Below are 22,073 nucleotides of genomic sequence, written 5' to 3' on the forward strand. Positions count from 1 at the left end.
CCGACCACTATCACGGACCAACAGGCATCCGGTCAAGGATCGGCAACCGGTGTCGGAGCCGCCACCGCGTGCTCAGGATCGGAGGGACCACGGCCGCCAGCGCCCATCTGTCGGCGGCTGCACCGGTCTGGCACGCAGCTCAGCGGCCTGTGCCGCGGACAGTCTCGTCTTGTGCCGCTCCGAACCCAGCCTTCGCCGTCCCAGGAATGCTCAAGGATCGGCCGGAATCTACCGGTGATCCGTTCGGACAGCTGCCCGGCAGTCAGCGCCTCGGAATACTCGGCCAACTCCCGCAAGACGTCCTCCGCGGACTCATCACACGCGTCACACCCGCACGCGGGAAGCGCGATGTGCGCCCATGCGCCCGCGTCGAGATACAGACCAGGAAACGAAGTGAAGGTGATCGCCAACGGCGCCTGGTCTACGCGAATAGGAGTGATCTCCACCAACTCCACCAACTCGACTGTCGCCGACTCCGACGGCGGCGCGGGACCACGGGCGACACTGACATCGAACCGGCGCTCCAGGTCGGCGATCAGATCCTCGGCAGCCGGAAGCAGCGGGGCGAACCGTTCCGGGTTCGTCACCCGCCCGTATGCCTCTGCCGGTGGATCTTCCACCACCGCTCCGTTCCTGTGCCGATTGCGGCATTCGCTGCCAGTAGGTCCATCGTCCTCGGCAACTCAGATCAGCGGCAACGCAATTACCTGGCACAGATCGAGTAGGAACCCTTAGGCGTCGGAACCCGGCGTCTCAGGGGAACCGTCACCGACGCGTTCCGGAAGTGGATCTTTGTCCGGGCGGATTCTTGGAGCCCGACCCCGAGCTCCCGGCGGACCACTGGGTCGGTGAACCCCCTGTCGCCTGCAGGTGCGGAGCCCGGTTTGGGTTCGGTGTCAATGGTGGGAGTGGAGATGTCCGTCAGTCGGGCGGGGGCAGCAACTGTGCGGCCATGCCGCGATAGATGAACTCGGCGTACTGTTCCACGCTCCAATGTCGGGCGAGGACGAGTAGCTCGTAGATTTCGGGCGCGGTGTAGGTGAACAGCACGTCGCGGGCATGTTCGAGCGAGATCGTCGGCGGCAGGTGGCTGCGGAGACGTCGCGCGTTGTGCGTCATCCGGGCGAGGCGTTGGGTATTGATGTCGTCGAGCAGTGAGGCCATATCCGGATCGGTCGCTGCGGCGGCGCGGACGAGCCCGATGATCGGCGTCACCGCAGGTGCAACCTCGGTGGCCAGGGTTGCCCAATTCCGAAGCACGACCTCGGGGTCGGGCTCGGAGGCCGACATATGGTCGGAACGCTGCGGAGCCGGCACGGGGCCGGTCCCGGTCAGTGCCGCGGCCTGGATCTCGCGGATCAGGCCGGGTTTGCCACCGAACGTCTTGTAGATCGTCTCGACCGAGACGTCCGCTGCGGTGGCGATCGCCGCCACGGTCGTGGCGGCGTAGCCATCACGCAGAAACATCTCCCGCGCGACGTCGAGCACCTTCTGCTGGCGCATCCGCGCCCGGCTGCGTCGGAGGCTGGCGTCGTAGCGTCGCGGAGTCTTGACTGGGTCGGTCATCGGGGCGGATACTCCTCATATTGGATACACCACACTGTATCTAAAATTTGACGGAGTGCGAGATGCCGACACCTGAGCCCGACCCCACCCTGGCGATGCTCCGCCGACTCGAAAACGCGGTCAACGCACATGATCTCGACGCAGTAGTGGACTGCTTCGCGTCGGACTATCTCAACGAGACGCCGGCGCATCCGGCGCGCGGATTCACCGGCAGCGAGCAGGTGCGACGCAACTGGACGGAAATTTTCGGCGGCGTGCCCGATTTACGGGCCAGGGTGCTGCGCTGGGCGGTCGACGGCGACACCATCTGGGGTGAGTGGGAGATGGTCGGCACCCGCCGCGATGGGCACCCGCATCTGATGCGCGGAGTGATCGTGTTCGGTGTCGACGACGGTCGCGCGAAATGGAGTCGCTTTTACCTCGAACCGGTCGATGACTCGCCCGTCGGAGTCGAGCCCACCGTCCACGCGCAAGTCGGTGCCCGATGATCATCCTCGTCGCCGGGGGCACCGGCCGCCTCGGCTCGCTGGTCGTGCACCGGCTCGCCGCGCGCGGACACCAGGTCCGCGTTCTGACCCGCGATCCCGCAAGCGCCGCAGCGACCGGCCTCGCCGCCGAACGTGTACAGACCGTGACCGGTGACGTCCGTGATGCGCCATCACTGCGGCCGGCTGTTGACGGGGTGGACCTCGTCATCTCGGCGGTGCACGGACTGATCGGCCCGGGCCGGGTGAACCCGGCGGCGGTGGACCGCGACGGCATCATCAACCTTGTCGACGCCGCACGCGCCGCAGGTGCCGAGTTTGTTCTCGTCTCCGCAATCGGCACGACTGCCAACCATCCGATCGGCTTGTTCCGGATGAAGGCGGTCGCCGAGCACTACCTGCAAACCAGTGGCGTCCCGTGGACGATCGTCCGGTCGACCGCATTCGCCGAGCTGTACCTCGACCTTCTCGCGCAGTCCGCCGGTCGATCCGGCCGGCCGGTCCTCTTCGGTCGCGGCGATAATCCGATCAACTTCGTTGCCATTGACGATGTCGCCGCGCTGATCGAACTGGTCGCACTCGACGCCAGCACCCGTGGCCAACTGTTCGAGATCGGCGGGCCCCGAAACCTCACATTCGGCGAACTTACGAAAATCCTCGGAAATCGGATCGGCGACAATGCTGTCCGCGCCCGGCATGTTCCCCGACTCGTGTTGCGCGCGCTCGCTGCGACCGGTCACCTCTGGCCGACCGCACAGGCGCGACTCGCCGAACTCGCCCTCTACATGGACACGGCCGACATGACATTCGACTCGTCACCGCTGCACGACCGATACCCGCAACTCCCGGCCACAAACATCGCAGCAGCACTCAGCCCGTAGCCCCCACCGCGGAGCCAGCCGAATTTGCCAACCAGAGACAAACACCCCTCGCAATCGACAACAACGCCCTCCCTCAGGCGAACGTGTGGACTGGCGGGCGTTCCGGAAGCAGAACCGCTTGCGGCATCGCTCCGCCGAGCGAGCCGGCTCAATCGGCAAGCCCGAGAAATACCACAAGTGCGCGGTCCAGCCGAACCAGATCGGCATCGGCGAGTTGGCCGAGGCGGTCGCGTACATTTGCCCGCGGCATCGTCGTGACCTTGTCGACCATGATTTGACTTGGCTTTTCGATTCCGGTGGTGTCGGTCGGCTGCACGGCGATCCGGACAAGTGGCGCCTCGACGGGATTGGTCGTCAACGGGCACACCGTTACCGAAGCGGTCGAGTCGAACCGATTGTCCTGGACGATGACCACGGGTCTCGGCTTGCCGGTGTAGGCGCCACGCGCAGCAGCGATGTAGATGTCGCCCCGCCTCACTCGCCGGGCTCCGCCTCATCCCAATCGACTGAGATGGCATCAACGAATGCCTGGTCATCGGCTTCATGCTCGCTCGCCGCGACGGCAGCCGACTGGCGGTGAGCTTCCGCGACAAACTCCGGAGCCCGTACGTCGGGCACCCAGATCTGAACAGGCCGCAGGCCCTGCTCGCGCAACCGCCGGCGATGCTCGCGTACCCGCTCTCGTGTGCTCGCCATCCGCCAATGTTACATGTAACGGGTTCAGTCGACAACAGACGTGCGTCCGCTGGCCGATCGTCATCCGGGTGTTAGTCGTGTCGCTCGGTGAGGAAGTATCCGAGGGCGAGGACGGGCAGGACGGCCCCGGTCAGTGCGGCGGCTGTCCATCCGTGGTGGGCGTAGACGAATCCGCCGAGTGCTGAGCCGACTCCGCCCCCGACGAAGAATATGGCCATGTAGAGGCCGTTGAGGCGGGCACGTAGTTGGGGTCCGAGGCTGTAGATGGCGCGTTGTCCGAGCACTACATTGGTCATGACGCCGAAGTCGAGCAGAATTGCCGCACCGACGAGGATTGAGAGCCCGAGGGCGGATCCGGCGGGGGCGAGGGCCGCGGCCAGCAGTGCAATCAGGACGCAGCCGATGGCGATCCGCGTCCATGATCGGGTTCGGTGGCGGTCGGCCATTCTGCCGGCGATCGGTGATGCGATGGCTCCGGCGGCTCCGACGAGGGCGAACAGTGCGACTCCGCTCTGGGACATTCCGAACGCGTCGCTGGTCAGCAGCAGCGGAACGGCGGTCCAGAAGAGGCTGAACGCCCCGAACAGGCAGGCGTGGTAGAGCGCGCGGCGGCGCAGGACCGGGATGTCGCGCACGAGGCGAGGTAGGGATGCCAGCAGTGCGCGGTAGCCCGCGGTGTGTTCGGGGCGCCGGGCGGGCATCGTGAATCGGATCGCGGCGCCGATCATCACGACGAGGAGGGCGGACAGGACGTAGATGGCCCGCCAGGACCACACGCTGGTAATGAGGCTCGCGGCAGGGCGGGCCAGCATGATTCCGATGGTGAGGCCGCCCATGACCGTGCCGATGATCCGGCCGCGCTGGTGTTCGGGGGCATAGTGCGAGGTGAAGGGAACCAACACCTGGACTGCGACCGCGGCGAGCCCGATGAGTGCGGAGATCACCAGGAAGGCAATCGGCGCCGTGACGAGGGCCGCTGCGATGAGGACCACCGTTTCGGCGGCCAGCAGGACCGTTACCAGGGTGCGGTTCTCGTAGAGATCACCGAGGGGTACGACGAGGAGAAGTCCTACGCCGTAGCCGATCTGGGTGAGGGTGACGATCAGCCCCGCTGACTGGGCAGGTAGGCCCAGAGATGCGCTGATCTCGCCGATCAAAGGCTGTGAGTAGTAGAGATTGGCGACCACCACTGCGCAGGCGGTTGCGATCAGCAGCACGAGCCAGGTCGGCATGGCCGTACGGGTCTCGGTGGCCGGGGTGGTATCGGCTCGGGACATCGAGATTCCTCTCGGCAGCGACAAGTGTGCACGCCGTCGGACAGTTATTCACGGTGTGGTGCGCGCACTACGCATCTAGAAGGCACTCAGGTCGGTGCAGGTGACTCACCGGCAGGCAGCGCGATCGGCGGAGGTCGCCGGGGGTGGGGGACAGGCTCTTGGTGGGGTTACCTGAACATAGGCAGATGGGTGCGGCCCTGGCCGCTTCCGTTGGCCGTTCGCATCGCGTCGAGCAGCGATTTGACGTCGGCGGTGTGGGTCGCGGTGTCGAAGACGAACCAGACGCCGCGGGCGGGTACCGTGCCCGGGTTGTAGAACAGGTGTGGTCGGCTCGAGTCGAAGCAGAACGAGTCGCCGGGGCCCAGATCGTGTTCGTCGAAGTCGAGCCGGAGCCGCAGCGTGCCTTCGAGGATGTACGCGAACTCGGCTCCGTCGTGGCGCATCTGTTTGCCGTCGACCGAGCTGGAGGCACCGACCTCGTAGGTGACGTAGAGCGGTTCGATCTCGGTACGACCGCCGGTGGCCAGCCGCTGCCAGGTGACCCCGTTTTCCATCTCGAGGACGGGATTGTCTGCGGCGCGTTGGATACCGGCCGCGGCGTCGCGGTCCGCGGGGAGCTCGATGTCGAGTCCGCTGCGACCGGAAAGGATTTTGTCGAGGGAGACCTCGAGCACGGTCGCGAGACCGAAGAGCGTTTTCACCGACGGCTGGGTTTTTCCGTTCTCCACCTGCGAGAGCAGGCTGGTGGAGATGCCGAGCTGATCGGCGACCTGGCGCAGTGACAGTTTCTTGTCCAGGCGGGCCCGCTTCAAGGCCACGCCGATTTCCTCTTCCACCACTGTGCCCCGTTCTGTGTGTCTGACGCTCGATATCCACTCTGGCTTAACTCCGGCGGTGGTGCAACACCGCAGTTCATCGCCCGATGTTGACATTCACACTACACGACTTGCATGATTGGAGTCACAGATTTAAGCCAGGATGAATTATCGAGTTGGTCGGTCTGGCATCGTGATGAACCTGCGCTACGCCGCAGGATGCAACCCACCCAACCCCCTCTGGAAGGAAGATTTGATAGTGAGCAAGATCGAATTGATCGCGGGAACGTGGACGACCGCTGGTGACGCCGACGCCGGCAACGCGGAGAACGATCGCAGTCCGCACAGCTTCCAGGAGCGCATCGAGGTTGCCGCGAAGGCCGGATTCACCGGCGTGGGCATTGGTTACCTGGATCTTCTCGACGCCGAGCAGCAGTACGGGTTCCCCACCGTCAAGACCATGCTCGCCGACAACGGCATCGCTCACCTTGAGCTCGAGTTTCTGGAGAATTGGTTTCTCACCGACGAGCGCCGGGCGGCCGCGGACGAGATTCGCGCGAACATGTTCCGGGCCGCCGAGGCCCTCGGCGCCCGCCACATCAAGGTCGGCGGCGACTTCAGCGGTGGTGAATTTGATGCGGACTACATGGCGGCCGAGTTCGTGAAGCTCTGCACCGACGCTGCAAACGCGGGTACCACGGTGGTGTTCGAGCCGATGCCGTTCGTGAACGTCAAGACCCCGCAGCAGGCACTCGAGTTCATCGCCAAGGCCGATCATCCTGCTGGCGGGTTGTTGATCGACATTTGGCACGTCGCCCGCGCCGGCGTCGACTTCGACACTCTTGCCGACATCCCGGCGAAGTACATCTTCGACGTCGAACTCGACGATGCTCCATTGACGTTCGAAGGTGACCTCATCGCCGACACCTTCAACGGTCGCCGGCTTCCCGGTGAGGGCGAACTCGACGTCCAAGGCTTCGTCGACGCCATCGGTAAGACCGGCTACGACGGAATCTACGGCGTGGAGATCCTGTCCGCCGAGTACCGCAAGCTCCCGATCGGCGAGGCCGTTCCCGCCGCCTATGAAGCGTCGATGAAGTACCTGCGCTGACCTGGCCGGATACCGATCGAATACCGAAAGAAGAGGACATCGCAATGGCGCGGTTGGATCAGAAGGTAGCTATCGTCACCGGCGGAGCCCGCGGTATCGGCCGCGCCACGGCGGAACTGTTCGCCGAGGAAGGCGCGAGGGTGGTGGTCGGCGACCTGCGCGAGCCGGAACCGTTCGATCACCCGAACATCACCTTCACCCCCCTCGACGTCACCCAGCTCGACAGCTGGCAGGGGCTCGTCGACTCGGTGGTCGCCCAGCACGGGCGGATCGACATCCAGGTCAACAACGCCGGCCTCGTCGGCTCCTACGAGGCGATCGCCAAGATCGACCTCAACGACTGGCACAAAATCATCGCGGTCAACCAGACCGGGGTCTTTTACGGCATGCGCTCGGTCCTGCCGACGATGCAGGCCCAGCACGCCGGCTCGATCGTCAACGTCTCGTCGATCTGGGGCATCGTCGGCGCCGCCGGAGTCTCGGCCTACCAGGCCAGTAAGGCCGCGGTGCGGATGATGAGCAAGAACGCCGCCCTGTCGTACGTCGACGACGGCATCCGGGTCAACTCCCTGCACCCGGGTCTGGCCAGCACCCCGATGATCGACGCTCAGGACGAGGCGATCACCGCCGACGTGATCGCCGCCACCCCGATGAAGCGTGCCGCCAATCCCCGCGAAATCGCCTATGGGGCACTGTTCCTCGCCAGCGACGAGGCCAGTTACGTCACCGGAATCGAACTGCCGGTCGACGGCGGCTACACCGCACCGTGAAAGGAGTTGAACCGATGACCGATCGTGGACTGTTCACCGAAGGCCGCTCAGCCGAGGTGGTGATCGACAGCCTCGGAGCCGACACCGATCCCCGGCTGCGGCAGATTCTGACCTCCCTGATCGAGCACCTGCACGACTTCGTCAAGGACGTCCAGCTCACCGAGTCCGAGTGGGAGAAGGGCATCGAGTTCCTCACCCGCACCGGGCACACCTGCAACGACGTGCGTCAGGAATTCATCCTGCTCTCCGATGTCCTCGGGGTATCGATGCTGGTCGAGACGATCAACCACCGCGCCCTCGATCACGCCACCGAGCAGACCGTTCTGGGCCCGTTCCACATGGTCGACTCCCCGCCGCGCGAGCTCGGCGACACCATCGCCCTCGACGACGGGGGTGAGCCGTGCCTGGTGACCGGACAGGTCCGCAGCGCGGACGGCACCCCCTTGGCCGGGGCGAGCGTGGACGTGTGGCAGGCCAACGCCGACGGCTTCTACGACGTCCAGCAACCCGGCATCCAGCCGGAACTGAACTTGCGTGGGTTGTTCACCACCGACGACGAGGGCAAGTTCTGGTTCCGCTCGATCGTTCCCCGGTACTACCCCATCCCCGACGACGGACCGGTAGGGGAGCTGCTGGCGATCACCGGACGCCATCCCAACCGGCCGGCGCACGTGCATTTCATCGTCACCGCGCCCGGCCACGAACCGGTCACCACCCACCTGTTCGTCGACGGCACCCCCTACATCGACTCCGATGTCGTGTTCGGGGTCAAGGAAAGCCTGATCCGGGAGTTCCCGGTCGTCGACGACCCGGAACGGGCCCGCCAGCTCGGGTTCGACAATCCTTTCCGCACGGTCCATTTCGATGTGACCCTGCTCGAAACCGAGGTACGAGAGGAGGCCGGACTGTGACCTTCACCAGCTCCTTCCACTATCAGGCCCTGCCGATGCGGGTGAGCTTCGAGGTCGGCGCGGTGACCAAGATCGGGGAGGAACTCGACCGACTCGGGCTGAGCCGGGCGCTGGTGCTGTGCACCCCCGAGCAGAAGCATCTGGCCGATCTCGTCATGGATCACCTCGGTGACCGCGGTGCCGGCATCTTCGACCAGGCCCGCATGCACGTGCCGGTCGAGACCGCGGACCGCGCCCGGGACCGGGCCCGCAAGCTCGGCGCGGACAGCTGCGTGGTGATCGGCGGTGGTTCCTCGATCGGCCTCGGCAAGGCGATCGCCCTCGAACACGGGCTACCGATCATCGCGATCCCCACCACCTACGCCGGATCGGAGATGACCCCGATCTGGGGCCTGACCCGCGACGGGCGCAAGCAGACCGGGCGCGACGCGAAGGTGCTGCCGCAGAGCGTCATCTACGACCCACAGCTGACCGCCACGCTGCCGGCGGAGATCTCGGCCGCCAGCGGTCTGAACGCGGTCGCGCATGCCGTCGAGGCGCTCTATGCCCCGGACGCCTCACCGATCATCTCGCTGATGGCCGAAGAGGGAGTACGCGCCTTCGCCGAATCGCTGCCGGCGGTGGTCGCCGACGGCAACGATCTCGACGCCCGGTCGAAAGCCCTCTACGGGGCATGGCTGTGCGGCGCCTGCCTCGGGGCGACCACGATGTCGCTGCACCACAAGCTCTGCCACGTCCTCGGTGGATCCCTCGACCTGCCGCACGCCCAGACGCACGCGATCGTGCTGCCCCATGTGCTGGGCTACAACGAATCCCACGCCCCGGCAGCGCGGGCCGCCCTGCAGCGGGCCCTGGGCACCGATGGTGACCCGTCGACCGCGTTGTGGGAACTCGAGCAGCAGCTGCAGATCCCGCACTCGCTCGAAGAACTGGGCGTACGCGAAACCCAACTCCCTGCCGTCATCGACGAGGTCCTGTCCAACCCCTACTCGAACCCGACCCCGGTCACCGAGGACGGGCTGCGCCACCTCCTCGGCCAGGCTCTGCGCGGCGATCGTCCCACCCGCCGATGACCCGGTACGACACCCACCCTCACCCACCCTGAACAGCCCAGGAGCCGACGTGACAGCTACCCACGACGCGACGACCACCATCCGGGACCTCGAAAACGCCCGGTACCGGGCGATCGTCGAGCAGGACCTGGCCCGGTTCGCCGAGCTCAGCCACCCCGACCTGGCCTACTCGCACTCCTCCGGCGACACGGACAGCCTCGACTCCTACCTCGACAAGGTGCGGTCGGGCTACTACGTCTATCACGACATCGACCACCCGATCGAGTTCATCCGGATCGTCGACGACGTCGCGCTCGTCATCGGTGAGATGAACGCCAGCATCACCGCCGACGGACGCGAGAAGAAGCTGCGTAACCGCTGCCTGGCCGTGTGGAAGTACACCGATGATGCGGGCTGGCGATTCCTCGCCTACCAGCCCACCCCGGTGCCCACCGCGTAAATCCCCCTCACCCGACCCCCGTGCACCGGTGTGCCGGCGGAGTTCACCCCACCCGAACACCAGATTGGATTCCCCATGTCCACCCTCGAGAACAAGATCGCCATCGTCACCGGAGCCAGCCGCGGACTCGGTGAGGGCATCGCCGTCGAACTCGCCGCACGCGGGGCCACCGTCGTCTGCGCCGACCTGCACAGCGCCGAGGACACCGCCACCACGCTGCAGTCCGCCGGCAGCCCGAAGAGCAGCTCCGCCAAGGTCGACGTGTCCAGCGCGGCGTCGGTGGACGAGTTGGTCGGTTCCACTGTCGAGACGCACGGGCGCCTGGACATCATGGTCAACAACGCCGGCATTTACACCTACGGTGCAATCGCCGACGTCACCGACGACGACTTCCGCCGCACCATGGACGTCAACATCGGCGGCGTCTTCAACGGATCCCGTGCGGCCGCCCGGGTGATGAAAGAGCAAAAGTCGGGGCGGATCATCAACACCGCCTCCCAGCTCGGCAAACTCGCCCGCCCCAACGAGGGCGTCTACTCCGCATCGAAGGCGGCCGTCATCTTGATGACGCAGGCCCTCGGGCTGGAACTGGCGCCCTACAACATCACCGTCAACGCCATCTGCCCCGGCTGCATGCACACCGAGATGATGGAGAAGTCGTTCGCGGAAATCGCTCAGAGCGAGGGAATTACGCTCGAGCAGAAGCTGCAGGACTACCTCGACGCCAAAATCCCCACGGGACGTTTCGGCACTCTCGAGGACGTGGGCCGGATGGTCGCCTGGCTGGCCTCCGACGAGGCCTCGTTCACCACCGGTTCCGCTCTCAACCTCACCGGCGGCGAGCAGGTCTTCTTCTAGACCTCCGGCCGCCTCGGCGCAGACACCGCGGTGGTAACCGATCGGATTCACCCGATCGATTACCACCGCGTCTGCATTCAGCCACGGTAAATCTTTCCCCGAATAACTCTGAAGTCCCTTAGTGTTGACAGTCACGCTGAACTAAATGGTATGGTTGGCATCACACGGTTAAGTAACGATGAAAAGCCGTCTGGGGCGTCTCCACCCCCGAGCCCCGCAGTACCGCGTTATTTCCCAGCCTGTATCAGGAGCCCCCGTGACCTCACAGATCCCCGCTTCGTCACCCGCCGCCATCGAGGCGACCGGGGTCAGCAAGCACTTCGGCGGTGTGCACGCGCTCAAAGACGTGAGCATCCGCATCGACTCCGGTACCTGCCACGCCATCGTCGGCGCAAACGGCGCCGGCAAATCCACACTGATGAAGGTGCTCGCCGGCCTCTACTCCCCCAACGAGGGTCAGGTACTGGTCTCCGGACAACCGCTGTCCGGGGGAACCGTAGCGTCCAAGGCCGCCGGCATCGCACTGGTCCATCAGGAACTGAGCCTGTGCCCGGACCTGACCGTCGCCGAAAACATCTGCGTCGGAACCACTCCCACCAAACACGGACTCGTCGACCGCAAAGCCATGCGCTCGATCGCCGCCGCACTGTGCGCGCGGCTGGGCGTGAACATCGACCCCGACACCCTCGTCGGTCAGCTGCCGACGACCCTGCAACAGTTCGTCGAGATCGCCAAGGCGTTGCGCCTGGACCCGCAGATCCTCATCCTCGACGAGCCCACCGCCTCCCTGACACCCCAAGAAACCGACCAGCTGCTCGAACTGCTCGAGTCCCTGCGCAATCAGGGTGTGACCATCGTGTACATCTCGCACCGGCTGCGGGAGATCTTCGAACTGTGCAGCCGCGCCACCGTGCTCCGCGACGGCCGCCTGGTCGAACACCTCGACCTCGCCGAAACCACCACCGATCGACTGGTCGAGAGCATGGTCGGGCAGAAACTGCTCGACCAGGAACAACACGAGCGGGAAGAGAAGACGAACTCATTCGGTGAGGTGGTGCTGTCCGTCGACAACCTCTGGGCACCGGGGGTATTCGGCACCAGCCTCGAGGTCCGTGCCGGCGAGGTCCTCGGTCTCGGCGGTCTGATGGGCTCGGGCCGCAGCGAACTGGTCCGGGCCATCCTCGGCCTCGAACCCCGCTCCCGCGGATCGGTCACCCTCCGCTACGACGGCCACCGCCGCACCATCAGTTCCTACCGCTCCGCGGTCCGGTCCGGGGTCGCCTTCGTCCCGGAAGACCGCCGCACCGAAGGGGTGCTGCTGGCCCGCTCGGTGCGCGAGAACCTGGCGCTGCCCTCGCTGACCGCGCTGAGCCGGTTCGGACAGATCCGCACCAAGGCACTGAAAAAGATGGCCACCGGCCTCGCCGGCGAGGTCAACCTGCGCCCCGCCAACACCTCCGCCACCGTGAAACTGCTCAGCGGCGGCAACCAACAGAAGGTCGCTTTCGGCCGGTGGCTACCCACCAACCCGCGACTGTTCGTCCTGGACGAGCCCACCGCCGGCGTCGACGTCGGCGCCAAGGCCGAAATCCACGAACTGGTCCGCAACCTGACCGCGAAAGGCACCGCCGTCATCGTCGTCTCCTCCGACCTCGAGGAGCTGCTGTCGCTGTCGGACCGAATCGCGGTCCTGCGCGACGGCACGATCACCGGCGAACTGTCCGCCACCGAGGCCGACCAACAGGCCATCGTCCGGCTCGGCACCCATCACGACACCACGCACCAACGCAAGGAAGCCGCACATGTCTGACACCCAGATCGCGCCGGCAGGGAGGGTCGCACCCTACGTGCCGCCCCTGCGGCGCAAATTCGATGAGAACCCCACCGCCATCGTGGTCACCGGGGCGCTGATCGCATTACTGCTGTTCGCCGCGGTCGGACTCGACGGTTTCTGGTCCGCACAGAACCTCGGCACGCTGCTGCGTAACAGCGCCTTCCTCGGATTCGTCGCACTGGCAATGACGTTCGTGGTCGTCTCGGGCCTGATCATCGATCTGTCGGTGGTGCCGCAAATCGCCCTCGCCGCCATCGTCGTGATCGCGTTGAGCCCGCACGGCATCGCCGTGGCCGCACCGGCCGCGATCCTGGCGTGCCTGGTGTTCGTGATCGTCAACGGTATCGGCGCCGGACTGATGCGCGGCAACGGAGTCATCGTCACCCTGGCCACCGCCACCGCCGGCATGGGCGTGCTCAACTACATCACCGGCGGCGCCCAGTACTCCGGAAACACCACGCTGTTGTCGTGGATCGGCAACGCTTCCGTCGCCGGCATTCCGGTGGTGTTCCTGATCTTCGCCGTCGTGGCCGTGCTCGCCCACAACCTGCTCTCCGCCACCAGCTTCGGGTACTCGCTGCGGGCCACCGGCACCAACCGCGGTGCCGCCCGGATCGCCGGGCTGAACACCACCCGCACCCTCACCCTCACCTTCGCCGTCTCCTCGCTCGGGGCCGCCGCGGCGGGCATGGCGCTGGCCGGCTACAGCTCGAGTGCCGTCTCGACGATGTCCGCCGGCTACGACTTCAACGCCCTCGCCGCCGTCGTCATCGGTGGCACCAGCCTCTTCGGCGGCCGCGGGTCGATCCTGGGCACCGTCCTGGGTGTCGCGTTCGTCCAGGTGCTGCTCAGTGTGCTGTCCCTGGCCGGGTTGCCGTTCCAATGGCAACAGTTCGTGCAGGGCTTCATCATCGTCGCGACCCTCGCGGCGGACGCCATCCTGCGCCGACGTGGAGGTCTCAAGTGAACGGCCACACTCTTCTGACCCAGTTCAAGAGCTGGACCGCATTCCGGGCGGTGATCCTGCTGGCCCTGGTCGTCGTGGTGCTGCTCGCGGTCCAGCCGACCGCCCTCGGCTCCTACGGCATCGCCCTGTCCCGCATCGTCGACGTGTGGCTGGTGGCGATCGCGCTGGTCCCGGTCCTCGTCCTCGGCGAGATCGACCTCAGCGTCGGATCGACCATGGCCGTCACCGCGGCCGTCACCGCGCAGGTCTCCGGCAACCTCGCCGTCTCGATCCCCCTCGCGCTGATCACCGGTGCGGTAGTGGGGCTGATCAACGGTCTCCTGGTCGTCAAGGTCGGCATCAACTCCTTCATCACCACCCTCGGCATGCTGATCACCCTGCAAGGCCTCGCCCTGGCGATCACCGACGGCGCCCCGGTGCCACTGCAGGACGCCACCCGGGCCCTGGAATTCAGCGTCCCGCTGATCGGGCAGATCACCCCGGACATCGTCATCGCCGTTGCCGCGACCGCCGCCCTGTCGTTCTTCATGACCAAGATGCGTACCGGCCGTGAGCTCTACATCATCGGCGGCAACGCCGAAGCCGCGGCGTCGGGCGGCATCTCGATCGACACCCGCAAAATCCTCGCCTTCACCATCTGCAGCGGCGTCGCCGGCCTCGCCGGTGTCGTCGACACCCTCAACCTGGTCGCCGCCTCACCCACCCTGGGATCGACGGTGATGCTGCTGGCCATCGCGGCCGCCGTCGTCGGCGGCGCCAGCCTGTCCGGTGGCCGCGCCAGCGTGATCGGCGCCGTCATCGGGGCGATCGCACTCGGCGGCATCAGCATCGGCCTGCAGATGAGCGGGCTGGACTCGAGCGTCGAAAGCATCGCCATCGGCGCGATCCTGTTCGCCGCGATCGTCTTGACCAAGGAAGGGGTGCGGGCCCTGCGGCTGCCGTCGCTGCTCGGTCCCCTCACGGGTGCATCCTCGGACCACACAGCCGTCGCAGCAGGAAAGGCACAATGATGGCGCACAAGAATTCTCTGTTCCACCGGGCCGCACTCGCGATCGCCGTCTGCGCGGCCACCGCGCTGGCCGGCGCCGGATGCGGCGCTCCCGGCGCGGCAACCGACAACGAGGACTGGCCGACGATCGCCTTCCTCGTGCCGATGGACCGCAACCACGAGTACGGCCGCAACTACGTCTCGTCCCTGCGGAAGGCAGCCGAAGAACACCACGTCAACGCCTTCGTGATGAACTCGAACTACGACGCCTCGGTGCAGGCGTCGCAGATGAAGATCGCGATCGCCAAGAAGGTCGACGGCATCGTCATCTGGCCCGCGCTCTACGGCGCCGAACAGCCGATGCTGATCCAGGCCCAACGCGCCGGAATTCCGGTCGACATCAGCAACTCCCAGCCCCCCGAGGATCTCGACACCAGCCTCTACCACGCGTTCACCGGACCGAACGACCAACGAATCGGCGAACTCCAGGGCAAGGAACTCGCGAAGCTGCTCGGCAGCAAGGGAACCTACGTCTACATCGGCGGCACCCCGGGCAACGCGGCCGCGATCAACCGTCAGATCGGCCTCGAACGCGAGATGGCCAACCACCCCGACGTCAAGCTCCTCGGCTCCCAGCCGGGCAACTTCGACAAGAACCAGGCCCAGACTGCAGCGAGCGCACTGATCAGCCGATTCGGCAACCAGATCGATGCCCTCGTCACCCCCGACGACATCATAGCCTCCGGCGCCGCCCAAGCCCTCGACGCCGCGGGGATGGCCGGACAGGTCAAACTCCTCGGCCACAACTACGCCCCGGTCGCCCGGTCCCTGCTCGAGAACGGCTCCATGTCGACCACCCTGTTCCAGTCACCGTGCTGGGACTCCACCCACGCCCTGACCACCATGATGGACGTCCTCGCCGGCAAGGACGTGCCGCCGGTCAGCTACATGCCGCTGCCGGTGGTCACCAAGGACAACCTCGACGAGTTCACCCCCAACGGCTGCCTGCCCGAGGGGTACTCCGAACCCGCCACCAACTAACGCCCCACGCCCGAGAGGAATCACGATGGAAACCGGACTAGGGGACAAGGTCGTCGTCATCACCGGCGCCGGCTCCGGAATCGGAGCCGCATCCGCACGCGCCTTCGCCGCGGAAAACGCCCGCCTCGCCCTGCTCGACCACGACCGGCACGGCCTCGACATCCTCGCCAAGGAACTCGAGCAGGTCACCGAGGTGCACTGCGCCGTAGCCGATCTGAGCACCGAGACGGGGGTGACCAGCAGCCTCGACGAGGTCCTCGCCCCCTACGACGGCCGGGTAGACGTATTGTTCAACAACGTCGGCGCCGGCAGCCTGGGAACCTTCGACAGCCTCACCGACACCGACTGGGTCTCCACCCTCGAACTGAACTTCCTCAGCCAGGTCCGCGCCGCCACCCACGTGCTGCCGGCCATGCGGGCCGCCGGACGCGGTGTCATCGTCAACAACGCCTCGGACCTGGGCCGCCAGCCGATCGCCGCCGGACCGGACTACGCCGCGTCCAAGGCAGCCATCCTGTCGTTCACCAGCTCACTCGCCATCAGCGAGGGACCGATCGTGCGCGTCAACGCGGTCGCACCCGGGCCGATCCTCTCGCCGATGTGGTTGACGGAGGGCGGCCTCGCCGACACCTTCGCCGCCGTCCACGGCGTGCACCGCGACGAGTCCATCGACGTCGAGATGAAACATCGTGGACTTCCTCTGCAACGCATCGGAACTCCGGAGGAAGTGGCCAACGTGGTGGTCTTCCTCGCCTCCGACCTCGCCTCGTACGTCACCTCCTCGGTGTACGGCGTCGACGGCGGATCATTCCGCAGCATCACCTGACCGCAGCGCACAACCGCGCGCCGAATCGGGGGCCTGTCCGAACACCGGCAGGTCGATGGCTGGCTCCGACAATTGCCGTCTGTGGCTCCGAGATCGCCAGAGTGAAACCCTCGCCGGAGCCGCCGGAGCCATCGCATCACCGATCGCCGGCAGGATGGCCGACCGCAGGCGCGGGGACGGCGTGCCCGGTCGGGTTCCTCGCTTGCTGCGCGCGCAGTGGGTCGAGTTGAACAATGGCGGGGATGTTTGTGTTTTACCTTGGGATTAGTACTGCAACGACAGTTTGTGATGTCGATGTTTGTAGTGGCTGGCGCGGGCTCTGGCCTGGCTGGCGCGGCGCCAGTTCGACCAGTGCCAGACGTGGACGAGGGCGTGTTGGACTGGGCAGGCGACGCGGTTGAACAATCGCCGGATCTCGTTGATTGTCAGAGGTATTAGATCTCGGGTACCGGTTTCAGATCCCCTTTTTGAGCGCCGCGGCGCAGGATGGTCAGGAAGGCAGCCGCGGCCATCGACAAGGTGATGTGCCGGTACCAGGCCGGGTACCCGCGCACCTGGTAGTGATCGAGTCCGGTCTCGTTCTTGGTGGTCTGGAAGCACTCCTCGATCGCCCAGCGACTGCCAGCTACCCGGACCAGCTCGGCGGGTTCGGTGTCGGCGGGGCCATAGCAGATGTAGTAGGCAATCTCGTCGGGGTCGGTGATCGACCGGCGGGCCAGCAGCCAGTGGCCGCTACCCCGTTCGCGCAGTGGCCGAATGTCGACGACCGCCCAGTCGTAGAGCCTGGGTCCGTGGGCGCCGTCGCCGCAGTTGATCCGCTGCCACGCGGTCGCCGGCAGGTCGGCGATCACGGCGTGGGCGCGGCGCTGGCGCAACTCCATCGAGATCACCATCTGCGACTTCGGAACGGCGAGAACATGGGCCACACCACGGGATTCGAGCCACAGCCGGAGCTTGCCGACCTGCCCGTAGGCCTCGTCACCGGTAAACCACCCGAACGGCACCCCGGCATCGAGAGCCCGTTCGATCATCATCTGCGCCAGTTCGGGTTTCGTCGCGAAAGCCACCTCGTCGCCGATCCCGGCAGCCCGGCACCGATCGCGGTCCTCGGTCCAGGCCCTCGGAAGATACAACTCGCGATCGATCAGCGCCCGGCCCCGGTCGGAGGCGTAGGCGAGAAACACCCCGATCTGGCTGTTCTCGATACGTCCGGCCGTGCCGGAATACTGCCGGGCCACCCCGGCCGAGCGGGTGCCCTTCTTCAAAAATCCTGTCTCGTCGACGATCAACACGCCCTTGTCGGCGTCACCGATCGTCTCGACCACGACCTCACGCACGTCGTCACGAAGCCCCTCGCAGTCCCAGGAGTAGAAGTTCAGCAGCCGCTGCATGCCCTCCGGGCCCGTATCACCGGCCGCCTCCGCCAGTGTCCATCCGTTCTTACGTTCGACCTCACCGAGCAGTCCGCGCACATACGCGGCCATCCGCCGCCGCGACTCCACCCGCGAAAACCGGTGGGCGAACCGCGCACAGAACGCGGTGAACCCCGCTGACCACTCCAGCACCTCTGACTGCACCCTAGATCAATTACCACAACAGTCCCGTTAGTCACAAACTGTCGTTGCAGTATTAGGAGGTGGATCTGCCCATGGCAACCGCACACCCGCGACCGGATCTCGCCGCGTACAACGAGGCCGCTCGGATGAGTCAGCCGGAGCTGGTCACTGCCCTGCGTGAGCTGCTCGGCGTCAAGCTGGTCGCCTACCTGGGCCGGGTCAAGGAAACCCGCGCGGTGCGGCAGTGGGCGGACGGGACCCGGACCATCGGCAACGCCTCCGATGTCGAACGGCTACGGATCGCCTACCGTGCCGCCCGGTTGATCACGGACCGCGACACCCCGGCGGTGGCGCAGGCCTGGTTTCAGGGCCTGAACCCGATCCTCGACGATCGGGCACCGGCGCTGCTGCTGCGCGAGGGGGAACTCGCCGACATCGGATCTCAGGTGCTCGCCGCTGCCCGGCAGTTCGCTGCCGTCGGATGAGCGACCCCGACTCCGCCTCGTTCACACGGCACGCGGGCGAATCCGATCCGCGAGAAGCCAATTGGGTGTGGAACACTGTTCTCGCGTCGCCTGATCGAGCTGCCACAGCTCTCGTAGTCCCATGGGCACCCACAGTCCACGCTGGACTTCACGAAATTACTGGTACTGCCAGTACTGTTATCTGGTCCGTACTGGAGAGCTGAGGAGTGACATCTGTGGCACGCAAGCTTGTAGTTGAGATGGTCGACGACATCGACGGCACCACCTTCGGTGAGGACGGTGAGAGCATCCATTATGCAGTCGAGGGCGTCGAGTACGTGATCGACCTGAAGGACGAGCACGCGAAGGAACTCCGAGAGACCTTCGAGTACTACATCGCGCACTCCACCCGCGTCGGCGGCCGCAAGCACCGCTCGGACCGACCGGTCAACCCCACTGCCGAGAGACGGCCGTCGGGCGAAACGACGAAGATCCGCGCCTGGGCACTCGAGCAGGGCTACGAACTGTCCTCTCGTGGACGTATCCCCACCGAGATCGAGCAGGCTTTCCACGACGCCCACTGAACCTGCGCAGCGCCTTCCCCGTCGCGGTGGTCGGTCGTGGCAGGCTATCGGTATGTGTGGTCGCTACGCATCGACGACGAGCCGGGGATCGCTGCTCGAGACCTTCGAGATCGACCCTGAACGGGCCGACCCGGAGCTGGCGCCGGACTACAACGTAGCGCCCACGAAGACCTCACCGGTTGTGATCGCGCGGGTACCGAAGGACACCGACGACGAGCAACCCCAACGACAACTCCGCAACCTCAAATGGGGCCTGACACCGTTCTGGGCCAAAGATCCGAAGATCGGCTCACGCATGATCAACGCTCGCGCCGAGACCGTGCACGAAAAGCCCGCGTACAGGCAGTGTTTCAGGTCGCGGCGCGGGATCGTCCCGGTGTCCGGGTTCTACGAGTGGTTCCCGACCGAGGAGGTCGGCAAGTCCGGGAAACCCCTCAAGCAGCCGTACTACATCCACCCGGCCGAGAGCGGCATTCTCCCGTTGGCGGGCATCTTCGACTTCTGGCGCAACCCCGACGTCCCCGGCGACGATCCGGACGCCTGGCTGATCACATTTTGCGTGATCACGACCAACGCCACCGACGATGTGGGACATATCCACGATCGGATGCCCATGAGCGTCGCCCCGGAGAACTGGGCGGACTGGCTCGACCCCACCAACACCGATATCGACTACATCCGATCGCTGATGGCGCCGCCGGCACCGGGCAGCCTCGAGACCTACCCGGTGTCCAAGGCCGTGAACAACGTCCGCAACAACGGCGAAGACCTGCTGAAGCCGATCACTCTCGAGGACGCCCACTGACCACTGGTGGACCCCGCGCAAACACCACGCACTGCCGGCGGACACCGGTTTCGGAATACCACCCGATGGACCGCTGTTGAAGAGTCTGACGGTGGCGCTCATACCCCGGGTACCACACCAGAAAAGTCGCTGCGAGCGACCACTTGCCGAGAGGCGATATGGCGTCACCGTCCCGCTAGCCGGGTAAGGCCTACAGTGCGTAGCGTTCCCGGGCGAAGGGGATGAGGAGCCGCTATCACCGGGGAAGGCGACAGCGGCTTCCGTTTGCCCGGATACGTTCCGTCACAGTGAATCCCGGGTGATCGACCCCGGATCGAGGTCTCGTCGCTGTCCCTTGAAGCTGGGATGCCGCAGCCCGCCCGGCTGGTATTCGCGATACGCGACGTCCACGACGATCACCGGTTCGACCCAGCGCACGATCCCGTGCTCCTCCGCGGCCGGTGCATCGGTTCCAAGCGGGCTGGTGCGGCGCTCGAGGGTGGCCAGCTTCTCCTTCAGCTGGCGGCGCACGGCCATCGTGAATCCGGTCCCGACACTGCCCACGTAGCGAAGAACGCCCTGGTCATCGTAGGCACCGAGGACGAGTGAGCTGACCATATTGCGCTGTGCACCCCCGCCCGCGATCCAACCAACAATCAAGCAAGAGCTCCTCGTGCGCAGGAGAACCTTCCGCCACGACCGGGTGCGCTGACCCGGTAGATAGGGCGACCCCACCCGTTTGAAAACCGCGCCCTCCATCCCGGAATTCCTGGCGGCCTCCAGAATGACGGCACCGTCCACTCCTTCCCAGTGCGGCAGGATCTGCACGGGCACGCCGACCCCGTGCAGGTCGTGACCGAGGTCGGTGAGAGCGGCACGGCGCTCCAGATACGGAGCCGCCATCAAATCGCCACCGTCGGCAGAGAGAATGTCGAACGGAAGGTAGGTGACCGGCACCTGCCGCCGCAGGGCCGTGGTTGGGCGCAGGGTGTTCATCCGCTTCTGCAACCGCGCGAACGACGGCCGACCCTGGGCAAGGGCCACGACCTCGCCGTCGAACACGATGCGGCCGCGACCTCCGAACACGTCGGTCAACCCCTCGGTCACCTCCGGGTACGAGGAGGTGACCACGTTGAGGTTGCGGGTCCACAACACCGGCGGCGCGCCGCCGCCGACCGCAGCCACGACGCGGCACCCGTCGTACTTCATTTCCGCCGCCCAGCCGCCGTCCATTGCCTCCGGGAGCTCACCCGGAGTGGCCAACATCGGCGCAATCAGCCGCATAGGCCGATTGTGCGCCCATATCCGCAGCTGAGACGACCCTTCCGATTCTCACGGCGCGAGTGCGACACGACCACACGGCCGCCCACGACCCGCCGTTCCGCTCGGCCGCCGGCGGCATGCCACCCTGTCCCACGAGACTCCACCCGCCCACCTCGGAAGGACCCGCCCCGCCCATGACCACCTGGACCCTCTGGCTCGGCGCCCTGCTGGTCGTCGGCGGCTCAACCGCCCAGATCAAACACCAGACCGGAGCGGCCCGCGCCCTCTGGGTGCTCGCCGTGCTCGCCTTCGTGGCCACGGCCGTCGGTGCGATAACCGCGTCCCAGCTCTCGCTGTCCCTGCTGCTCACACTCGTGGGCGCGATCACGGCGACCTGTGCCCTGGTCGCGGTCACCAAGGAACCGACAAAGGCGCCGGCCGCGCGACGGGGAGCCGAATGATCACTGCGGTCTGCGCCGTCGTCCTCGGCGTCCTGTCCGCTGGCTCGGACCTGGCGAACCGGTGGCGCGGAAGCCGGTCGGAGAGGGCACGGATAGCCGAGATCACGGCCACCCTCGACCGTTTCCAGTGGTTGGTGCTCGAAGACCTCGCCGAAGCACGCCACAATGTCCTGCACCGAGACCGCGCATCAGGGAACGACGAGATTCGGGCGTTCTTCGCGGCCCGCGAGTTCGCCACCCGGGTCGGGATCCCGGACGAGGTGGCGGTGTACCACCTGGCTGACCAGCTCATCCGGGAATGGGCGCAGCAACCGCGGAGGTAGACCCACACGCAGCGGATCGGCCCCGGAAGTGTCCGAAGGGTCCGCCGTTACCGATCAGGTTGTCAGGCGCGGCCGAGTAGGTGGAGGAGACACCAGGTCG

At 66.1% G+C, this 22,073-nt stretch carries 26 protein-coding genes; 18 read left to right on the forward strand and 8 right to left on the reverse strand.

Translation table 11 applies throughout. The annotated features are described in order from the left end of the window. Positions 1-32 precede the first annotated feature (32 nt). Positions 33-623: a DUF6226 family protein gene (locus tag GO592_RS46755; protein WP_007299266.1), complete on the reverse strand. Its 591-nt coding sequence runs from the start codon at positions 621-623 to the stop codon at positions 33-35. 298 nt (positions 624-921) lie between these two features. Then, positions 922-1,566, reverse strand: a complete 645-nt coding sequence (locus GO592_RS36675; protein ID WP_011599311.1) for a TetR/AcrR family transcriptional regulator — start codon at positions 1,564-1,566, stop codon at positions 922-924. A 62-nt stretch (positions 1,567-1,628) separates the two neighbouring features. On the opposite strand from GO592_RS36675, the gene GO592_RS36680 reads away from it, so the two are divergent. Next, positions 1,629-2,054, forward strand: a complete 426-nt coding sequence (locus GO592_RS36680; RefSeq protein ID WP_011599310.1) for a nuclear transport factor 2 family protein — start codon at positions 1,629-1,631, stop codon at positions 2,052-2,054. After that, complete coding sequence (locus tag GO592_RS36685) at positions 2,051-2,932, forward strand: SDR family oxidoreductase (protein WP_011599309.1); 882 nt, start codon at positions 2,051-2,053, stop codon at positions 2,930-2,932. Before GO592_RS36680 ends, GO592_RS36685 begins: the two co-directional genes overlap by 4 nt. Before the next feature lie 148 nt (positions 2,933-3,080). On the opposite strand, the gene GO592_RS36690 is transcribed toward GO592_RS36685, so the two are convergent. The 4 genes from GO592_RS36690 to GO592_RS36705 all read right to left on the reverse strand — a co-directional run bounded on the left by GO592_RS36690 (position 3,081) and on the right by GO592_RS36705 (position 5,723). Next, positions 3,081-3,410 (reverse strand): type II toxin-antitoxin system PemK/MazF family toxin, encoded by a 330-nt coding sequence (locus tag GO592_RS36690; protein ID WP_007296670.1) that lies wholly within the window; start codon positions 3,408-3,410, stop codon positions 3,081-3,083. Continuing rightward, positions 3,407-3,628 (reverse strand): antitoxin MazE family protein, encoded by a 222-nt coding sequence (locus GO592_RS36695; protein WP_011599308.1) that lies wholly within the window; start codon positions 3,626-3,628, stop codon positions 3,407-3,409. The genes GO592_RS36690 and GO592_RS36695 overlap by 4 nt, the downstream gene beginning before the upstream one ends. A gap of 71 nt (positions 3,629-3,699) precedes the next feature. Then, the gene (locus tag GO592_RS36700; protein ID WP_007296672.1) at positions 3,700-4,905 is read right to left on the reverse strand and encodes an MFS transporter; all 1,206 of its coding nucleotides are present in this window, start codon (positions 4,903-4,905) and stop codon (positions 3,700-3,702) included. 167 nt (positions 4,906-5,072) lie between these two features. Next, positions 5,073-5,723, reverse strand: a complete 651-nt coding sequence (locus GO592_RS36705; RefSeq protein ID WP_007296673.1) for a helix-turn-helix domain-containing protein — start codon at positions 5,721-5,723, stop codon at positions 5,073-5,075. 256 nt (positions 5,724-5,979) lie between these two features. Between GO592_RS36705 and GO592_RS36710 the strand changes: the two genes are divergently transcribed. From GO592_RS36710 to GO592_RS36760, 11 genes are all read left to right on the forward strand, one after another. Next, positions 5,980-6,831, forward strand: a complete 852-nt coding sequence (locus GO592_RS36710; RefSeq protein WP_007296674.1) for a sugar phosphate isomerase/epimerase family protein — start codon at positions 5,980-5,982, stop codon at positions 6,829-6,831. A gap of 44 nt (positions 6,832-6,875) precedes the next feature. Beyond that, positions 6,876-7,601 (forward strand): SDR family NAD(P)-dependent oxidoreductase, encoded by a 726-nt coding sequence (locus GO592_RS36715; protein WP_007296675.1) that lies wholly within the window; start codon positions 6,876-6,878, stop codon positions 7,599-7,601. A 14-nt stretch (positions 7,602-7,615) separates the two neighbouring features. Next, positions 7,616-8,512, forward strand: coding sequence for an intradiol ring-cleavage dioxygenase (locus tag GO592_RS36720; RefSeq protein ID WP_007296676.1), 897 nt, complete (start codon positions 7,616-7,618; stop codon positions 8,510-8,512). Further along, on the forward strand, positions 8,509-9,585 hold the full coding sequence (locus GO592_RS36725; protein WP_007296677.1) for a maleylacetate reductase: 1,077 nt from the start codon (positions 8,509-8,511) through the stop codon (positions 9,583-9,585). The genes GO592_RS36720 and GO592_RS36725 overlap by 4 nt, the downstream gene beginning before the upstream one ends. A gap of 49 nt (positions 9,586-9,634) precedes the next feature. Further along, positions 9,635-10,024: a nuclear transport factor 2 family protein gene (locus GO592_RS36730; protein WP_007296678.1), complete on the forward strand. Its 390-nt coding sequence runs from the start codon at positions 9,635-9,637 to the stop codon at positions 10,022-10,024. 75 nt (positions 10,025-10,099) lie between these two features. Next, a complete protein-coding gene (locus tag GO592_RS36735; RefSeq protein WP_011599303.1) occupies positions 10,100-10,882 on the forward strand; it encodes an SDR family NAD(P)-dependent oxidoreductase in 783 nt (260 codons plus the stop codon). Between the two features lie 256 nt (positions 10,883-11,138). Further along, positions 11,139-12,692, forward strand: a complete 1,554-nt coding sequence (locus tag GO592_RS36740; protein ID WP_007296680.1) for a sugar ABC transporter ATP-binding protein — start codon at positions 11,139-11,141, stop codon at positions 12,690-12,692. After that, entirely contained in the window at positions 12,685-13,683 is a 999-nt protein-coding gene (locus GO592_RS36745) for an ABC transporter permease (protein ID WP_007296681.1), read from the forward strand. The genes GO592_RS36740 and GO592_RS36745 overlap by 8 nt, the downstream gene beginning before the upstream one ends. Continuing rightward, positions 13,680-14,693, forward strand: coding sequence for an ABC transporter permease (locus GO592_RS36750; RefSeq protein ID WP_007296682.1), 1,014 nt, complete (start codon positions 13,680-13,682; stop codon positions 14,691-14,693). The genes GO592_RS36745 and GO592_RS36750 overlap by 4 nt, the downstream gene beginning before the upstream one ends. Next, positions 14,690-15,712, forward strand: a complete 1,023-nt coding sequence (locus tag GO592_RS36755) for a sugar ABC transporter substrate-binding protein (RefSeq protein ID WP_007296683.1) — start codon at positions 14,690-14,692, stop codon at positions 15,710-15,712. Before GO592_RS36750 ends, GO592_RS36755 begins: the two co-directional genes overlap by 4 nt. A gap of 25 nt (positions 15,713-15,737) precedes the next feature. Continuing rightward, entirely contained in the window at positions 15,738-16,538 is an 801-nt protein-coding gene (locus tag GO592_RS36760) for an SDR family NAD(P)-dependent oxidoreductase (protein ID WP_007296684.1), read from the forward strand. A gap of 434 nt (positions 16,539-16,972) precedes the next feature. On the opposite strand, the gene GO592_RS36765 is transcribed toward GO592_RS36760, so the two are convergent. Then, positions 16,973-18,115, reverse strand: coding sequence for an IS701-like element ISRhosp2 family transposase (locus GO592_RS36765; RefSeq protein WP_011599300.1), 1,143 nt, complete (start codon positions 18,113-18,115; stop codon positions 16,973-16,975). Between the two features lie 71 nt (positions 18,116-18,186). Here GO592_RS36765 and GO592_RS36770 point away from each other — a divergent pair, with 71 nt between their 5' ends. The 3 genes from GO592_RS36770 (at position 18,187) to GO592_RS36780 (ending at position 19,947) form a co-directional block, all read left to right on the forward strand. Continuing rightward, on the forward strand, positions 18,187-18,579 hold the full coding sequence (locus tag GO592_RS36770) for a hypothetical protein (protein WP_007298010.1): 393 nt from the start codon (positions 18,187-18,189) through the stop codon (positions 18,577-18,579). Positions 18,580-18,794: 215 nt separating this feature from the next. Continuing rightward, positions 18,795-19,142 (forward strand): histone-like nucleoid-structuring protein Lsr2, encoded by a 348-nt coding sequence (locus GO592_RS36775; RefSeq protein WP_011599299.1) that lies wholly within the window; start codon positions 18,795-18,797, stop codon positions 19,140-19,142. A gap of 52 nt (positions 19,143-19,194) precedes the next feature. After that, positions 19,195-19,947 carry an SOS response-associated peptidase gene (locus GO592_RS36780; RefSeq protein ID WP_007298012.1) on the forward strand — a complete coding sequence of 251 codons (753 nt, stop codon included), beginning with the start codon at positions 19,195-19,197 and terminating at the stop codon, positions 19,945-19,947. 282 nt (positions 19,948-20,229) lie between these two features. Here the strand turns inward: GO592_RS36780 and GO592_RS36785 are convergent, their stop codons facing one another. Beyond that, on the reverse strand, positions 20,230-21,210 hold the full coding sequence (locus GO592_RS36785) for an ATP-dependent DNA ligase (RefSeq protein ID WP_007298013.1): 981 nt from the start codon (positions 21,208-21,210) through the stop codon (positions 20,230-20,232). A gap of 173 nt (positions 21,211-21,383) precedes the next feature. On the opposite strand from GO592_RS36785, the gene GO592_RS36790 reads away from it, so the two are divergent. Both GO592_RS36790 and GO592_RS36795 read left to right on the forward strand, forming a co-directional pair. Further along, positions 21,384-21,650 (forward strand): hypothetical protein, encoded by a 267-nt coding sequence (locus GO592_RS36790; protein WP_007298014.1) that lies wholly within the window; start codon positions 21,384-21,386, stop codon positions 21,648-21,650. Continuing rightward, entirely contained in the window at positions 21,647-21,973 is a 327-nt protein-coding gene (locus GO592_RS36795) for a hypothetical protein (RefSeq protein ID WP_007298015.1), read from the forward strand. Before GO592_RS36790 ends, GO592_RS36795 begins: the two co-directional genes overlap by 4 nt. The last annotated feature ends 100 nt before the right edge of the window (positions 21,974-22,073 follow it).

The organism is Rhodococcus sp. 21391 (assembly GCF_016772255.1).
Taxonomy (GTDB): domain Bacteria; phylum Actinomycetota; class Actinomycetes; order Mycobacteriales; family Mycobacteriaceae; genus Rhodococcus_F; species Rhodococcus_F opacus.

Excerpts from the sequence above, each read along its gene's own strand:
- GO592_RS36675 (WP_011599311.1), bottom strand. The coding sequence starts at position 1,566 with ATGACCGACCCAGTCAAGACTCCGCGACGCTACGACGCCAGCCTCCGA.
- GO592_RS36680 (WP_011599310.1), top strand. The coding sequence starts at position 1,629 with ATGCCGACACCTGAGCCCGACCCCACCCTGGCGATGCTCCGCCGACTC.
- GO592_RS36685 (WP_011599309.1), top strand. The coding sequence starts at position 2,051 with ATGATCATCCTCGTCGCCGGGGGCACCGGCCGCCTCGGCTCGCTGGTC.
- GO592_RS36695 (WP_011599308.1), bottom strand. The coding sequence starts at position 3,628 with ATGGCGAGCACACGAGAGCGGGTACGCGAGCATCGCCGGCGGTTGCGC.
- GO592_RS36700 (WP_007296672.1), bottom strand. The coding sequence starts at position 4,905 with ATGTCCCGAGCCGATACCACCCCGGCCACCGAGACCCGTACGGCCATG.
- GO592_RS36715 (WP_007296675.1), top strand. The coding sequence starts at position 6,876 with ATGGCGCGGTTGGATCAGAAGGTAGCTATCGTCACCGGCGGAGCCCGC.
- GO592_RS36720 (WP_007296676.1), top strand. The coding sequence starts at position 7,616 with ATGACCGATCGTGGACTGTTCACCGAAGGCCGCTCAGCCGAGGTGGTG.
- GO592_RS36735 (WP_011599303.1), top strand. The coding sequence starts at position 10,100 with ATGTCCACCCTCGAGAACAAGATCGCCATCGTCACCGGAGCCAGCCGC.
- GO592_RS36745 (WP_007296681.1), top strand. The coding sequence starts at position 12,685 with ATGTCTGACACCCAGATCGCGCCGGCAGGGAGGGTCGCACCCTACGTG.
- GO592_RS36755 (WP_007296683.1), top strand. The coding sequence starts at position 14,690 with ATGATGGCGCACAAGAATTCTCTGTTCCACCGGGCCGCACTCGCGATC.
- GO592_RS36760 (WP_007296684.1), top strand. The coding sequence starts at position 15,738 with ATGGAAACCGGACTAGGGGACAAGGTCGTCGTCATCACCGGCGCCGGC.
- GO592_RS36770 (WP_007298010.1), top strand. The coding sequence starts at position 18,187 with ATGGCAACCGCACACCCGCGACCGGATCTCGCCGCGTACAACGAGGCC.
- GO592_RS36780 (WP_007298012.1), top strand. The coding sequence starts at position 19,195 with ATGTGTGGTCGCTACGCATCGACGACGAGCCGGGGATCGCTGCTCGAG.
- GO592_RS36785 (WP_007298013.1), bottom strand. The coding sequence starts at position 21,210 with ATGCGGCTGATTGCGCCGATGTTGGCCACTCCGGGTGAGCTCCCGGAG.
- GO592_RS36790 (WP_007298014.1), top strand. The coding sequence starts at position 21,384 with ATGACCACCTGGACCCTCTGGCTCGGCGCCCTGCTGGTCGTCGGCGGC.
- GO592_RS36795 (WP_007298015.1), top strand. The coding sequence starts at position 21,647 with ATGATCACTGCGGTCTGCGCCGTCGTCCTCGGCGTCCTGTCCGCTGGC.